The sequence below is a fragment of the Janthinobacterium sp. 35 genome, from assembly GCF_002754575.1.
GTDB lineage: Bacteria > Pseudomonadota > Gammaproteobacteria > Burkholderiales > Burkholderiaceae_D > Janthinobacterium > Janthinobacterium tructae.
Genome location: NZ_PEFN01000001.1, coordinates 588712 through 603092, shown reverse-complemented (window position 1 = coordinate 603092; position 14381 = coordinate 588712). Strand labels below are relative to the sequence as shown.

11 protein-coding genes and 5 tRNA genes are annotated in these 14381 nt (G+C 61.3%); 10 read left to right on the top strand and 6 right to left on the bottom strand.

Annotated elements, in window-relative coordinates:
* Positions 1 to 44 precede the first annotated feature (44 nt).
* The 4 genes from CLU93_RS02725 to metG all read right to left on the bottom strand — a co-directional run bounded on the left by CLU93_RS02725 (position 45) and on the right by metG (position 3962).
* The gene (locus CLU93_RS02725) at positions 45 to 971 is read right to left on the bottom strand and encodes a segregation and condensation protein A (RefSeq protein ID WP_099759891.1); all 927 of its coding nucleotides are present in this window, start codon (positions 969 to 971) and stop codon (positions 45 to 47) included.
* Between the two features lie 17 nt (positions 972 to 988).
* Positions 989 to 1198: a DUF3460 family protein gene (locus tag CLU93_RS02720; protein WP_034778041.1), complete on the bottom strand. Its 210-nt coding sequence runs from the start codon at positions 1196 to 1198 to the stop codon at positions 989 to 991.
* A gap of 108 nt (positions 1199 to 1306) precedes the next feature.
* Positions 1307 to 1786 carry a GNAT family N-acetyltransferase gene (locus tag CLU93_RS02715; RefSeq protein ID WP_096238395.1) on the bottom strand — a complete coding sequence of 160 codons (480 nt, stop codon included), beginning with the start codon at positions 1784 to 1786 and terminating at the stop codon, positions 1307 to 1309.
* 19 nt (positions 1787 to 1805) lie between these two features.
* Positions 1806 to 3962 (bottom strand): methionine--tRNA ligase, encoded by a 2157-nt coding sequence (gene metG / locus CLU93_RS02710; protein ID WP_099759890.1) that lies wholly within the window; start codon positions 3960 to 3962, stop codon positions 1806 to 1808.
* Between the two features lie 160 nt (positions 3963 to 4122).
* On the opposite strand from metG, the gene apbC reads away from it, so the two are divergent.
* From apbC to CLU93_RS02695, 3 genes are all read left to right on the top strand, one after another.
* Positions 4123 to 5211 (top strand): iron-sulfur cluster carrier protein ApbC, encoded by a 1089-nt coding sequence (gene apbC / locus CLU93_RS02705; RefSeq protein ID WP_099759889.1) that lies wholly within the window; start codon positions 4123 to 4125, stop codon positions 5209 to 5211.
* A gap of 148 nt (positions 5212 to 5359) precedes the next feature.
* On the top strand, positions 5360 to 5767 hold the full coding sequence (locus tag CLU93_RS02700; protein WP_099759888.1) for a DUF4399 domain-containing protein: 408 nt from the start codon (positions 5360 to 5362) through the stop codon (positions 5765 to 5767).
* A gap of 139 nt (positions 5768 to 5906) precedes the next feature.
* On the top strand, positions 5907 to 7583 hold the full coding sequence (locus CLU93_RS02695) for an alkaline phosphatase family protein (protein WP_099759887.1): 1677 nt from the start codon (positions 5907 to 5909) through the stop codon (positions 7581 to 7583).
* A 132-nt stretch (positions 7584 to 7715) separates the two neighbouring features.
* On the opposite strand, the gene CLU93_RS02690 is transcribed toward CLU93_RS02695, so the two are convergent.
* Complete coding sequence (locus CLU93_RS02690; RefSeq protein ID WP_099759886.1) at positions 7716 to 9287, bottom strand: phospholipase D family protein; 1572 nt, start codon at positions 9285 to 9287, stop codon at positions 7716 to 7718.
* Positions 9288 to 9350: 63 nt separating this feature from the next.
* Complete coding sequence (gene lysA, locus CLU93_RS02685; RefSeq protein WP_099759885.1) at positions 9351 to 10589, bottom strand: diaminopimelate decarboxylase; 1239 nt, start codon at positions 10587 to 10589, stop codon at positions 9351 to 9353.
* Between the two features lie 154 nt (positions 10590 to 10743).
* Here lysA and CLU93_RS02680 point away from each other — a divergent pair, with 154 nt between their 5' ends.
* From CLU93_RS02680 to CLU93_RS02650, 7 genes are all read left to right on the top strand, one after another.
* Complete coding sequence (locus tag CLU93_RS02680) at positions 10744 to 11655, top strand: LysR family transcriptional regulator (protein WP_099759884.1); 912 nt, start codon at positions 10744 to 10746, stop codon at positions 11653 to 11655.
* A gap of 70 nt (positions 11656 to 11725) precedes the next feature.
* Positions 11726 to 13132, top strand: a complete 1407-nt coding sequence (gene gltX / locus CLU93_RS02675; protein WP_099759883.1) for a glutamate--tRNA ligase — start codon at positions 11726 to 11728, stop codon at positions 13130 to 13132.
* Between the two features lie 136 nt (positions 13133 to 13268).
* Positions 13269 to 13344, top strand: a tRNA-Ala gene (locus CLU93_RS02670).
* Between the two features lie 54 nt (positions 13345 to 13398).
* Positions 13399 to 13474, top strand: a tRNA-Glu gene (locus tag CLU93_RS02665).
* A 134-nt stretch (positions 13475 to 13608) separates the two neighbouring features.
* Positions 13609 to 13684, top strand: a tRNA-Ala gene (locus CLU93_RS02660).
* Between the two features lie 37 nt (positions 13685 to 13721).
* Positions 13722 to 13797: transfer RNA gene (locus tag CLU93_RS02655), tRNA-Glu, on the top strand.
* 50 nt (positions 13798 to 13847) lie between these two features.
* Positions 13848 to 13923: transfer RNA gene (locus CLU93_RS02650), tRNA-Ala, on the top strand.
* Positions 13924 to 14381 lie beyond the last annotated feature (458 nt).

Below are 14381 nucleotides of genomic sequence, written 5' to 3'. Positions count from 1 at the left end.
CGCTAAAACCCCGTTGTACGGTGGTCAGTGACAAAGGGAAGGGATCAGGCGGGCGAATAGGCCAGCCGGACGTAGATGGGGGCAAACGGTTCTGCCTGCGTGATTTCGATCAGGGTTTCCTTGGCCAGTTCCAGCAGGGCCACGAAGTTGACCACCACCACGGGCACGCCGCCGGCAATGTCGAACAGCTCGCTGAACTCGACGAAGCGCGACGACTGCAAATGGCGCAGGATGCTCGACATGTGCTCGCGCACGGACAGTTCCTGGCGGCTGATGCGGTGGTGCTGGGTCAGCTTGGCGCGTTTCAGCACGTCGAGCCAGGCCTGCTGCAAGTCCACCGGTTCCACGTCGGGCCAGGTGGGCGTCAGGCTTTGCTCGATGAAAATCTGCGTGCGCACGAAATCGCGCTCGAACTGGGGAATGGTGTTCAGGTCGTAGGCGGCCAGCTTGATCTGCTCGTACTCGAGCAGGCGGCGCACCAGTTCGGCACGGGGATCGCCGCCGTCTTCCTCGACGTCGCTCTTGCGCGAAGGCAAGAGCATGCGCGACTTGATCTCGATCAACATGGCCGCCATCAGCAGGTACTCGGCGGCCAGTTCCAGGTTGCTCACGCGGATCTGGTCGACATATTTCAGATATTGCAGGGTCACCTGCGCCATCGGAATATCGAGAATGTTGAAGTTTTGCTTGCGGATCAGGTAGAGCAGCAAGTCGAGCGGGCCTTCGAAGGCTTCGAGGAAGATTTCCAGCGCGTCCGGCGGGATGTACAAATCCGTCGGCATGCGCAGCATCGGTTCGCCATACAGGCGGACGATGCCTGGCGGGTCGGCGGCGGGCGCCGCGTCCGTGCTTGCAGATGCTGCAGGGTCGCCGCTGCCGTCGCCGCCAGTGGCGGGTTCGGGCGACTCGATGACTGCGCCGGCACCGGAAGCATCGGCCTCCGGCGTGACTACAGACTCTTCAGGCAGCATCGTGCCGGTTCCAGATCTTAGTTCTTGTTCTGGTAAACGTAAGCCTGTTGCTTGACGGCCGATGCCAGCTGGCGTTCCTGCTCATCGATGCTGACGGCAGGCTTGTCCCACAGCAGGGCGCGGCCCGCTTGCTGGCCCGCTTCCATGCCAGGATTCTTGGCCTTCAGTTCGGCGATGAACAAGGTGTGGTCGGATACGTAGTTGTTGTGTTTTGCAGGCAGTTTCATATTCTCTTCTGAGTGTCTTATAAGTAAGGTCAGCCGGCCGTATTTTACCGCGCCGTGCCGCTTGGCGGGTTGTTGTATCGGCAAGTCCGGGGGCGAAATTGCTAAAAATCAATAACGCAACAAACGCCGCATCACCATCGGCGCCGGTTCGGCGGGGTTGGCGTGCGAATATTCCAGTTCTTCGGCCAGGTCGAATTCAAAGGCCGCATAAAAATCGATCAGTTTGCGCTGGTCGCGCCGCACTGCCAGGCGCAATTCCTCGGCCTGGCACGACAGGCCGTGATGAATGATGGCTTCCAGCAAGTGCTGCGAGACGTGGCTACCCCGGTAGGCGGGCAGCACGCCCATGCGTGAAATCTTCCAGATGGCGGGGTCGCTGTCGAGCGGCATCCAGCGCAGCGAACCGGCTGGAATGTCGTCGATCAGCAACAGAAAACCGCCGCCGTGGCGCAATTGCGCTTCCACCTGCTGCGCCGTCTCGTGGTGCCCACTGGACGAGGCCGCCACCTTGCCGGCCCACGCGGCGCGGGTCAGCTCGGCCATCAGTTGTGCATCGGCATTTGTTGCTTCGCGCACCACGATATTCATCATCGGTCCTTGTGGGGGCTTAGCGGATGCGCATGCCAGGTTCGGCGCCCGGCCACGGGTTCAGGATGTAGATGCCCGGATTGGTCTTCTCGTCGGCGGCGGACGCTGCCATGACCATGCCTTCCGAAATGCCGAACTTCATCTTGCGCGGCGCCAGGTTGGCCACCAGCACGGTCAGCTTGCCGACCAGTTCTTCCGGCTGGTAGGCCGAACGGATGCCCGAGAATACATTGCGCAAGCGGCCTTCGCCCGCGTCCAGCGTCAGGCGCAGCAGCTTGTCGGAGCCGTCCACCAGTTCGCAGTTGACGATTTTGGCGATGCGCAGGTCGACCTTGAGGAAGTCGTCGATCTTGATTTCGGGCGCCAGTTCCTCGATGGCGGCAGCGGCAACGGCAGGGGCGGCGGCGTCATTCGCGGCGTCGCCAGCCGGTGCCGCGATGGCGGCGGCCGCTTGCGGCGCGTCAAACAGCGCTTCGATCATCTTTGCATCCATGCGCGTCATCAAGTGGCTGTAAGCGCCGATGGTGCGGCCCAGCATGCTGTTCGCGACGGCGTCGCCGAACACTTGCGTATCCGCCCAGGTAAATTGCTCGTCGTTGAGGAACGAGGCCACGTTCTTGGCTACGCCCGGCAGCACCGGCGACAGCAGAATCGTCAACTGGCGGAACAGGATCAGGGCCGTGGTGCACACGTCGTGCAACTCGGCTGTTTTTTCCGCATCCTTGGCCAAAATCCACGGCTTGTTTTCATCGACATACTGGTTGGTGATGTCGGCGATTTCCATGATTTCGCGCAAGGCCTTGCCGAATTCGCGGTTCTCGAAGTGCGCAGCGATGCTGGCCTGGCGCTCGACGATGACGCCGTTCACGTCCACCGTCAGCGCGCGGTTGATCCAGCTTTGCGCGCCTTCCGACAGCGTTGATGCCAGCTTGCCGTCGAAGCGCTTGGCGATGAAGCCGGCGCAGCGGCTGGCGATGTTCACGTACTTGCCGATCAGGTCGCTGTTCACGCGGGCAACAAAATCTTCGCCGTTGAAGTCCAGGTCTTCCACTTTCGAGTTCAGCTTGAAGGCGATGTAGTAGCGCAGCCATTCCGGGTTCATGCCCAGGTCGAGGTAGCGCAGCGGCGAGATGCCCGTGCCGCGCGACTTCGACATCTTTTCGTTGTTGACCGTCAGGAAGCCATGGACGTTGACTTTCAGTTTGTCGATCACCGGGTGATTGGCGAACTTCAGCATGGCGGGCCAGAACAGCAAATGGAAGGAGACGATATCCTTGCCGATGAAGTGGATCTGTTCCGTCGATGGGTCATTCAGGAAGGCGTCAAAATCGATGCCTTTCTTGTCGCAATAGTTTTTCAGGCTGGCCAGGTAGCCGACGGGCGCGTCCATCCACACATAGAAGAACTTGCCCGGCGCATCGGGAATCGGGATGCCGAAGTAGGGCGCGTCGCGCGAGATATCCCAGTCAGCCAGCTTTTCACCGGCTTCGCCCAGCCATTCGCTGACCTTGTTGACCATTTCCGGCTGCAAGCGGCCTGGTGTATTGAGCCAGCTTTTCAGGAATTCGAAGCAGCGCGGGTCGGACAGCTTGAAGAAATACTGTTCCGACGGCTTCATCACGGGCGTCGCATTGGTAAACACGGAGAACGGGTTGACCAGGTCGGTCGGCTGGTAGGCCGCGCCGCACACTTCGCAATTGTCGCCGTACTGGTTCTTGGCGCCGCATTTCGGGCATTCGCCCTTGATGTTGCGGTCGGCCAGGAACATGCCTTTGACCGGGTCGAAGAAGCGGTCGACGGTTTTCGTGACGATCAGGCCCGTATCGCGCAGCTTGCGGTAGATCGATTGCGACAGGTCGACGTTTTCCGGCGAATCGGTCGAATACCAGTTGTCGAAGGCGATATGGAAGCCATCGAGGTACTGGGCGCGGCCGGCGGCGATGTTGGCGACGAATTGCTGCGGCGTGATGCCTTCCTTTTCGGCGGCGATCATGATGGGCGTGCCATGCGTATCGTCGGCGCCCACAAAGTGCACTTCACGGCCGGCTGCGCCATCGCGTTGCATTCGCTGGAACCGGACCCAGATATCAGCCTGGATGTATTCCATGATGTGGCCAATGTGAAAAGCGGCGTTTGCGTAAGGCAGGGCAGTGGTGACGAACAGCTTGCGAGTCATGATTGATGCACTTTTGGGATGGATAATAGGGCATTTTAACAGCGGAAAGGCAATATGAGCAGATGCAGCGCTGGCAAGTGATGCTTTTGCCGCCATCGCGCCACGCAAATTTGCGCTAGACTGCGCGTATTGCACATATGTAGTACACACGGAGATTTACATGAGCATCACAGTAGAAGACGTCAAGGCCGCTCTGGCCCAGGTTATTGATCCAAATACACATAAAGATTTCGTTTCCAGTAAAACCGTCAAGAATCTGAAGGTCGATGGCAATGATATTTCCCTCGACATCGAACTGGGCTACCCCGCCAAAAGCCAGATCGACCTGATCCGCAAGTCCGTTCTGGCCGCCCTGCGCGTGCTGCCGGGCGTGGGCAACGTCAGCGTGGGCGTGTCGTCGAAAATCATTTCGCACACGGTGCAGCGCGGCTTGAAGCCGATGAGCAATGTGAAAAACATCATTGCCGTCGCTTCCGGCAAGGGTGGTGTTGGTAAATCGACCACGGCCGTCAACCTGGCCCTGGCCCTGGCAGCCGAAGGCGCCAGCGTCGGCATGCTGGACGCCGATATCTATGGCCCGTCGCAACCGATGATGCTGGGTGTCAAAGGCCAGCCGAAGACGCTGGACGGCAAAAGCATGGAACCGATGGAAAACCACGGCCTGCAAGTGTCGTCGATCGGCTTCATGATCGATCCGGACGAACCGATGGTGTGGCGCGGCCCGATGGTCACGCAAGCCTTGCAGCAACTGCTGGACCAGACCAACTGGCGCGACCTTGATTATTTGATCGTCGACATGCCGCCAGGCACGGGCGACATTCAATTGACCCTGTCGCAGAAAGTGCCCGTCACGGGCGCCGTCATCGTCACGACGCCGCAGGACATCGCGTTGCTGGATGCGCGCAAGGGTCTCAAAATGTTCGAGAAAGTCGGCATCCCGATCCTCGGTGTGGTGGAAAACATGAGCACGCACATCTGCTCGAACTGCGGCCATGCGGAAGAAATCTTCGGCGCCGGCGGCGGCGCGAAGATGTGTGCCGACTTCGGCGTGGAATTCCTCGGCGCCTTGCCGCTGACCATGGCCATCCGCCAGCAAACGGATTCGGGCACGCCCACCGTCGTGGCCGAGCCCGATGGCCCCGTTGCCGCGATCTACAAGCAGATCGCCCGCACCATCGCCATCAAGGTGGCGGAAAAGGCGAAGGATATGACGAGCAAGTTCCCGAGCATCGTTATTAAAAACGACTGATCGATAGCCTGCTTAAGCCCAAGGCAGAGACTGGGGTCGAACCCTCAGGGTTCGGCCCCGGCCCTTCATGGGTTAACAATCCTGCGCCATGGTCGTCAGTAATATGGTTTCATGCAGTCCGTGTTGTTACTAAACAAGAGGAGACATCATGCACCTGAACACTGTATTCCTGCGTCAAGCCGCAGCCCTGGTTGCTGGCAGCCTGCTGGCCGCCAGCGCGTTTGCGCAATCCGTCTCGTTCGTCGAGCCCGTTGATGGCGCGACGGTGAAGAGCCCGTTCAAGGTGAAATTTGCCGTCAGTGGCATGGACGTCAAGCCGGCCGGCGACATGACGGCCAAGACGGGCCACCATCATTTGCTCATCAATATGGGGCCGATGAAGGCGGGCGAGATGATACCCATGGATGATAAACATTTGCATTTCGGCAAAGGACAGACGGAAACGGACGTCACCTTGCCGCCGGGCCAGTACACCCTGACCATGCAGTTCGCCAATGGCGCGCACCAGTCGTATGGGCCGGAGTTGAGCAAAAGCATCAAGGTGACGGTCAAGTAATCGCGCATATTGATTCATGTCGGCATCAGGCCGGGTTCCAGCGATGGAGCCCGGCCTTTTTCTTGTTATTGCTTTTTGTCATCATTGCGTCATATAGTCGGCGTATGCTGCCCGATGGCCTAACTTTGGATGAGTGCATATGAGCAAGAATTTCCCCCTTTCCCGGCAACTGGCGCAGGCCTTGCTGCTGGTGGCCAGCGTGGCGGTGTGCCAGGCGCATGCGGCCAAGGCTGTTCCCAATGCTGCGACACAGCCGAAGCTGGTGGTCGTGCTGGTGGTCGATGGCTTGCCGCAGGAACAGGTGACGCGCTACCGAGACCAGTTCGGCCAGGGCGGCTTCCGCCGTCTGCTGGAGCAGGGTGCGTGGTTCAGCGATGCGCACCAGGCGCATGGCATCACGGTCACCGCCATCGGCCACTCGGCCGTGCTGTCGGGCGCTTACCCGTACCAGCATGGCGTGATCGGCAACAACTGGATCGATCCCGTCACGAAAAAATCCGTGTACTGCACCGAGGATGGCAATTTCCATTACATCGGCGAAGCAACACAGCCCGACGACGGCACGGCGCCGACCAGGCTGCGCGTCAGCACCCTGGGCGACGAACTGCGCTATGCCACGGGCGACAAGGCCAAGGTCGTCACCGTGTCGGGCAAGGACCGCGGCGCCATCCTGCTGGCGGGGAAAACGGGCACCGCCTATATGTACATGGAAAAGACGGGCAATTTCGCCAGCAGCACCTATTACATGCAGCAGCATCCGCAATGGGTGCAGCGCTACCAGGCGGCCAAGCCGCAGGATCGCTACTATGGCAAGAGCTGGACGCCTTTGCTGGCCGACAGCGCCTACGCCAATGACGCGCGCGAAGACATCGTGCCGGCCAAGCCGGGCACGCGCAACACCTTTCCGTTCGCCTACTACAGCGACAGCGGCAAGCTCGATGGCGAGTACTACAGCCGCTTGAAGTCCGGTCCCTTCCTCGATGAACTGACCCTGGAATTCGCGCGCGCCGCCGTCGATGGCGAAAACCTGGGCCGCAACCCGGCCGGCGTGCCCGATATCCTCGGTGTGAGCCTGTCCGCGCACGACTATGTGAACCATGCCTACGGCCCGGAAAGCAGGATGTCGCACGACCACCTGCAGCGCCTGGACCGCATGCTGGCCGGTTTCTTTGCCGACCTCGATAAAAAAGTCGGCATGGATAACGTGCTGGTGGTGCTGACGGCCGACCATGGCTTTGCCAACGTGCCGGAATTTGCTGAAACCCGGGGCTTCTCCGCCAAGCGCATCGATGGTGCCAAACTGGTCGATGGCTTGAACCAGCACCTGGCAACGACTCTGGGCATCGATAAACTGGTGACGACGTCGTCGCTGCCGAATATCTACCTCGATTACGCGCTGGGGGAAAAGAGCGGCATCCATCGCGCCGCCCTGGAAGACGCAGCGGCCCGCTTCCTGCTGCAGCAGGACGGTCTGGCGCAGGTCTACACGCGCACGCAGATGGAGACGGGGGCCGTCGCCACGCGCATGGACACGCTGATGCGCCGTGCCTGGAACCGCCAGCTGTCGGGTGACCTGATGGTCGTCACAAAGCCGGCCTGGTACTTTGGCAAGGGCGCTGGCGGCACCTCGCACGGCACGCCGTACACGTATGACACCAACGTGCCGCTGATGGTCTTCGGCCCCCGCTGGATCAAGCCGGGCGCCTATGGCCAGTATGCGGAAGTGGTCGATATTGCGCCTACGCTGGCCCATCTGCTGCGCATACGCCAGCCGTCGGCGTCGGAAGGGCGGGTGTTGACGGAGGTGGTGCGGTAACGATCTTGGACTATGGTGTTGTCGGCTTACGCGCTGTGCGCTAAGCCGACCTACGATGACCTTGCGAAGAGCGTAGGTCGGATTAGCGGGGCAAAGCCCCGCGTAATCCGACAACAGTGTTGGCAAAACAGCTTACAGCAGCCAATCAATCGGCAGCAGCGACAGAATCGCCACCCCCATGCGCTTCCACACGCTGGTGCCCGGTTCCGTGTCGTAGCGCGTGGTGGCGCCGCTGGCGTCGCGGGCGATCCAGTACAGCGCGCCGTCGTCGCCCAGCAGCACCTGGTAGGCGCGTTGCGGGATGGTGGTGCGCATGGCCAGGCCCAACTGGCTGGCCAGCGCGGGGCTGTCGATGACGAGGCCCATTTCCGTGTTCAACTCGATCGAGCGCGGGTCGAAGTTGAATGAGCCGACAAAGATGCGCCGGTTATCGACGGCAAAGGTCTTCGCATGCAGGCTCGATGCGGAGCTGCCCAGGTGGCCAGGCTGTGCGCGCGCATCGCCGCGTTCCCACGAGCGGCGCGATTCATACAGCAGCACGCCCGCTTCCAGTAGAGGCTTTCTCCACTTCGCATAGCCCGCATGCACGGCCGCCACGTCGGTCGCTTCCAGCGCATTCGTCAGGATGCGCACGCCCACGCCTTTTTTCGCCAGGTCCGCAAAGGCTTGCGTGCCCGATTTGCCGGGCACGAAATACGGCGACACCAGGTCCACTTCCTTTTCTGGCACGCCGAGCAGGTTTTGCAGGTTTTCCGCCACGCCCGTGCCTGGCCTGGCCTTGTCCAGCACCTTGGCCGGATCATCGCTGACCATGCGCGTGCGCGCCCATTCGAAGGGCAGGGTGCGTTCCATCATCTGCCTGACGAAGGGCGAGGTGCGCAGCGCCTGCACGTATTCCTCGGCCGCCCTGGTGTCGTCGATGCGGTCCGCCTCGGCGGCGATGGTGGCCGCGTCGCCCTCGACGGGGCTGGTCAGAAGCAGGCTGGCCGGGTAGGCCGAGGCGCTGTTCCAGTAGCGGTCGAAATCCTGCGAGACCTCGTCGACGACGGGGCCGACGGCCAGCACGTCAAGGTCGGCAAACAGCACATCGCCGGCCGCGCCAAAATATTCATCGCCCACATTGCGCCCGCCGACGATGGTGGCCTGGTTGTCGGCCGTGAACGATTTATTGTGCATGCGCCGGTTGAGGCGCGAAAAATCCGTGACAAAGGCCAGCGCGCGCGGCGCGCGTGGCACGAAGGGATTGAACAGGCGGATTTCCAGATGCTGCTGCTTGCCCAGCATGGTCAGGGTCTGGTCCAGACCCGCCGTGTTGTTATCGTCGAGCAGCAGGCGCACGCGCACGCCCCGTTCGGCCGCCTGGCGCAGGGCGTCGAACAGCAGCGTGCCCGTGATGTCCTTGTGCCAGATGTAGTACTGCACATCCAGGCTGCGCTGGGCGGCGGCGGCCAGCAGCGCGCGCGCGGCAAAGGCGTCGCGCCCGTCGACCAGCGGGTAAATGCCGGATACGCCCGGATGCTGCGCCACCAGCGGCGCGATGGCCGTTGCCAGTTGGGTGTGCTGTGTGTCGGCCATGACGGTCGACGTGCTGCGGCCTTCCAGCGAAGGCAGTGAGGCGCAGCCGGCGAGGACGGCGGACAGCAGCAGGGGCAGCAGAGGCAGTAGAAAAACGCCGCTGCGGCGGGCAAGGGTGGTGGCGGGCATGGCAGGCTTTCATCGAATTGCCCCGATGTTAGCAGATGCGCATGCCCGCACGCGGGCGCGGTTTTACAGTTGTTCCAGCGCGATCAGCTCGGCCACCGTCTGGCGGCGGCGGATCAAACGGGATTGCGCCCCATCGACCAGGTATTCGGCCGCATGCGGGCGGCTGTTGTAGTTCGACGACATCGACGCGCCATACGCGCCGGCACCTTCGAACACCACGTAGTCGCCCACCTGCGCTGCGGGCAGCAAGCGGGTTTCGACCACGCCGCCATCGCGCTGGGTAAACACGTCGCCCGATTCGCACAGGGGACCGCCGACCACGGTGGCGTGTTGCGTGTCCAGTGCCCGGCCGTCGTGCGCGATGACCGACATTTCATGGTAGCTGCCGTACATGGCGGGGCGCATCAGTTCATTGAAGCCCGTGTCGAGCAGGGTGAAATGGTTGCCGCCCATTTGCTTGGTGGCGCGCACTTCGGCCACCAGCAGGCCCGCGTCGGCCACGAGGAAGCGGCCCGGTTCGATTTCCAGGTGCACGGCGTGGCCCAGGTGCGCCTCGATCTGCTTGCGCGCCGCATCCCACAGCTGGAAGTAGTGGTCTGTGTCGACCGGCTGCTCGCCTTCGCGGTAGGGCACGGACAGGCCGCCGCCCGTGGAAATGGCTTCCAGGTCATGACCCATGTTTTTCACCAGGTCGACCATGGTGCCGCAGACGGTTTCCAGGTGGCTGTAGTCGACGCCCGAGCCGATGTGCATGTGCAGGCCCACCAGGTGCAGGCCATGTGCGCGGATGACGGCCAGCGCCTCCGGCAGTTCTTCGTGCCAGATACCATGCTTGCTGTTTTCGCCGCCCGTATTGGTCTTGTTGCTGTGGCCATGGCCATAGCCGGGATTGATGCGCAGCCAGACGCGGTGGCCGGGCGACACGGGGCCCAGCTGGCGCAGCATGTCGACGGAGCCGCAATTGACTTCGATCTTGGCCGCCGCCACGCGCGCCAGGGTGGCGCGGTCGAACAGGTCGCAGGTGAATACCACCCCGGCGGCGCCATGCGTTTGCGCCGGCGTAAAGCCTGCCTGCAGCGCGCGTTCGATCTCGCCCAGCGAGACGGCGTCCACGTGCACGCCCGCCTCGCGCATCAGGGTGAGCAGATGGATGTTCGAATTGGCTTTCTGCGCGAAGCGCACGGTGTCGAACTGCGCCAGTTGCGCCACGCGCGCGCGGATGGTGGCCGCGTCATACACCCACAGGGGCGTGCCGTGTTGCTGGGCGAGTTGGGCGAGGGTGGCGTCTGGCACTGGTTTCATGGTGGTTGTCTTTGTCATGTTATGGGTGGCGTCGGATGTGGTGTCGGATTACGCGCTTTGCGCTAATCCGACCTACGTGCCGAGCATGATGCGGGTTTTCTTTGTAAACATAAAATATCTATTTAGGCCTACCTTATTCATTTATGATATGACCATGACTATCTCTCTGCGCCATATCGAAGTCTTTCGCGCCATCATGACGACGGGTAGCGTGACGGCGGCCGCCGCCATGCTGCATACGTCGCAGCCCACCGTCAGCCGCGAACTGGCGCGCCTCGAACACTTGACGGGTTTGACCCTGTTCGAGCGCGAGCGGGGGCGGCTGCGCCCGACGGCGCAGGCGCTGCAGCTGTTCGAGGAAGTGCAGCGCGCGTATTTTGGCCTGGAGCGCATCGTCAGCACGGCGGCGGCCTTGCGCCAGTTCGACCAGGGGCAGTTGTCGATCGCCTGCCTGCCCGTGTTTTCCCAGTCGCTGCTGCCGCAGGCGTGCAAGCGCTTCGTGGCCGACTTTCCGAAGGTGAGCATCAGCATCACGCCGCAGGAGTCGCCGCTGCTGGAAGAGTGGCTGTCGGCGCAGCGCCACGACATCGGCCTGACGGAAGTGGGCAATGCGCCGCCGGGCACCGCACTCGCGACATTGATGTCCGTCGATGAAGTGTGCGTGCTGCCCGATGGTCATGCGCTCGCCAGCAAGCCCGTGCTGCAGCCGGCGGACTTCGCGGGCCAGCCTTTCATCAGCCTGGCCGCCGTCGACCCCTACCGCCAGCAGATCGACGCCATCTTCGCGCAGGCCGGCGTGGAGCGGCGCATGGCGCTTGACACGCACAGCGCCGCTTCCGTCTGCGCCATGGTGCGCGAAGGCGTGGGGCTGGCCATCGTCAATCCGCTCACGGCGCTGGACTACGCGGGGCAGGGCTTGCAGATCCGCCGCTTCGCCGTATCCTTGCCGTTCACGGTGAATCTCGTGAAGCCTTTGCACCGGCCCTTGTCGCAACTGGTCGCCCTGTTCGAGCAGGCGCTGCATGCCCAGGCGGACGAGGTGAAAAGGCGCTTGCTGCAGCTGTGACGGCGCTTGTGGAGCGGCGGCGGTCAACAGAGTAAAATGGCGTTTTACTTATTCAAGCCTGATTACCTCGATGACCACAACCGCTACTCCCGTCCGTACCCGTTTCGCTCCCAGCCCGACCGGCTATCTGCATCTGGGCGGCGCCCGCACCGCTTTATACAGCTGGGCGTATGCCCGCCACTTCGGTGGCACCTTCGTGCTGCGCATCGAAGACACGGACGTGGAGCGTTCCACGCCGGAAGCCGTGCAAGCCATCATCGAAGGCATGAAGTGGCTGGGCCTGGACCACGACGAAGGTCCGTTCTACCAGATGCAACGCATGGACCGCTACCGCGAAGTGGTGGCGCAGATGCTGGCAGAGGGCACGGCTTACCATTGCTATTCCTCGCCGGAAGAAGTCGAAGCGATGCGCGAGCGCATGCGCGCCGCCGGCGAAAAGCCGCGCTACGACGGCACCTGGCGTCCGGAGCCGGGCAAGACCCTGCCGGCCATCCCTGCCGACCGCAAGCCGGTCGTGCGTTTCAAAAATCCGCTCGATGGCGAAGTGACCTGGGACGACGTCGTCAAGGGCACGATCACGATTTCCAACCGTGAGCTGGACGACCTGGTGATCGCCCGTCCGGACGGCACGCCGACGTATAACTTTTGCGTCGCCGTCGATGACTGGGACATGCAGATCACGCACGTGATCCGCGGCGACGACCATGTCAACAATACCCCGCGCCAGATCAACATCCTGCGCGCCATCGGCGCACCGCTGCCGCTGTATGGCCATCTGCCGATGATTTTGGGTGCGGACGGCGAGAAGCTGTCGAAGCGCCACGGCGCCGTCAGCGTGATGGATTATCCGGCGCAGGGCTTCCTGCCGGAAGCGATGCTGAACTACCTGGCGCGCCTGGGCTGGAGCCATGGCGACGATGAAGTGTTTTCGACCGAGCAGTTCTGCGAGTGGTTCAACCTGAACCACCTGTCGAAATCGGCGGCCCAGTTCAACAATGAAAAACTGGCCTGGCTGAACAATCACTATATCAAGCAGGCCGACAACACCCGTCTGGCCGACCTGGCGCGTCCGCAAATGGTCGCCGCCGGTGCCGTCTTCGAAGGTGCGCCGGACCTGGCACAAGTGCTGGGCATGATGAAAGAGCGCGCCAACACGGTCAATGAACTGGCGGTCGCCTCGATGCTGTTCTTCCGCGCGCCGCAACCGGAAGCAGAGTTGGTAACGCAGCACATCACGGATGCCATCAAGCCCGTGCTGGCGCAGTTTGCCGAGCGCATCGCCACGGTGGAGTGGAGCAAGGAAGCCGTGGCCGCCATGATCAAGGAAGTGCTGGCCGCCAACACCATCAAGATGCCGCTGCTGGCCATGCCTTTGCGCCTGATTTTGACGGGCCAGCTGCAGACGCCGGCCATCGATCAGGTGGTGGTGATGTTTGGCCGCGAGACCGTGCTGGCACGCCTGGCAAAGTGGCTGTAAGCATCGCGATTAAATACGCGTAAAAATATGTGTAGAAACAGCGTGCGGAAACCGCCCCTATGAAAAGTTGCTCATAGACGAAAAAGGGTATTTGCAGAGTGAAACTTCTTTGCTATACTCTTGTTTCTGCACCAACGGGGGTATAGCTCAGCTGGGAGAGCGCTTGCATGGCATGCAAGAGGTCAGCGGTTCGATCCCGCTTACCTCCACCAGCAGCAATGATGTTGCTTGTTGAAGTGGTGCAGATGTTGTTTGGAAGTTCCGCGGTCCCCATCGTCTAGAGGCCTAGGACATCACCCTTTCACGGTGAGTACAGGGGTTCGAATCCCCTTGGGGACGCCAGGTAGTTGTGGTATAGTAGTGGCAGTTGTTTGTACTGATTGTTGTAAGTTCAGGCCCGTAAAAAACAGGTTTTGGATGGAAAGCAAGTAGTGGAACAAAGTCGCCAAGTGCGGCTTTTATTATTTCTGCGCCCGGGGGGTATAGCTCAGCTGGGAGAGCGCTTGCATGGCATGCAAGAGGTCAGCGGTTCGATCCCGCTTACCTCCACCAACAGCGCAGAGGTAAAGCAGCAAACTGTAGTTCCGTGGTCCCCATCGTCTAGAGGCCTAGGACATCACCCTTTCACGGTGAGTACAGGGGTTCGAATCCCCTTGGGGACGCCAGTTCAGTCTGGTGTTGTGGTAGTGAAGAAGTAGCAGTGTTTCTGCGCCCGGGGGGTATAGCTCAGCTGGGAGAGCGCTTGCATGGCATGCAAGAGGTCAGCGGTTCGATCCCGCTTACCTCCACCAACAGCGCAGAAACGGGTAGGTAAAGCAGTAAATAAATCAAAGTCGCCTCGAGCGGCTTTTTTTATTTCCGCGACACTTCCCGCCATACCCCTCGGGGGAATATGGCTAAGCTGTCAGCGCGCTTGCATGGCATGCAAGAGGTCAGGGCTAGCTCCCGCTGACCTCCACCAACAGCGCAGAAACAGGTAGTGAATAAATCAAAGTCGCCTCGAGCGGCTTTTTTTATTTGCGTCAGCGATTTCTTCGCTCGGGGGAATATGGCTAAGCTGTTAGTGCGCTTGCATGGCATGCAAGAGGTCAGGGTTAGCTCCTGCTGACCTCCACCAGCAGCGCAGAAATCAGATGTTAATCAAAGTCGCCTTGAGCGGCTTTTTTTATTTGCGTCAGCGATTTCTTCGCTTGGGGGAATATGGCTAAGCTGTTAGTGTGCTTGCATGGCATGCAAGAGGTCAGGGTTA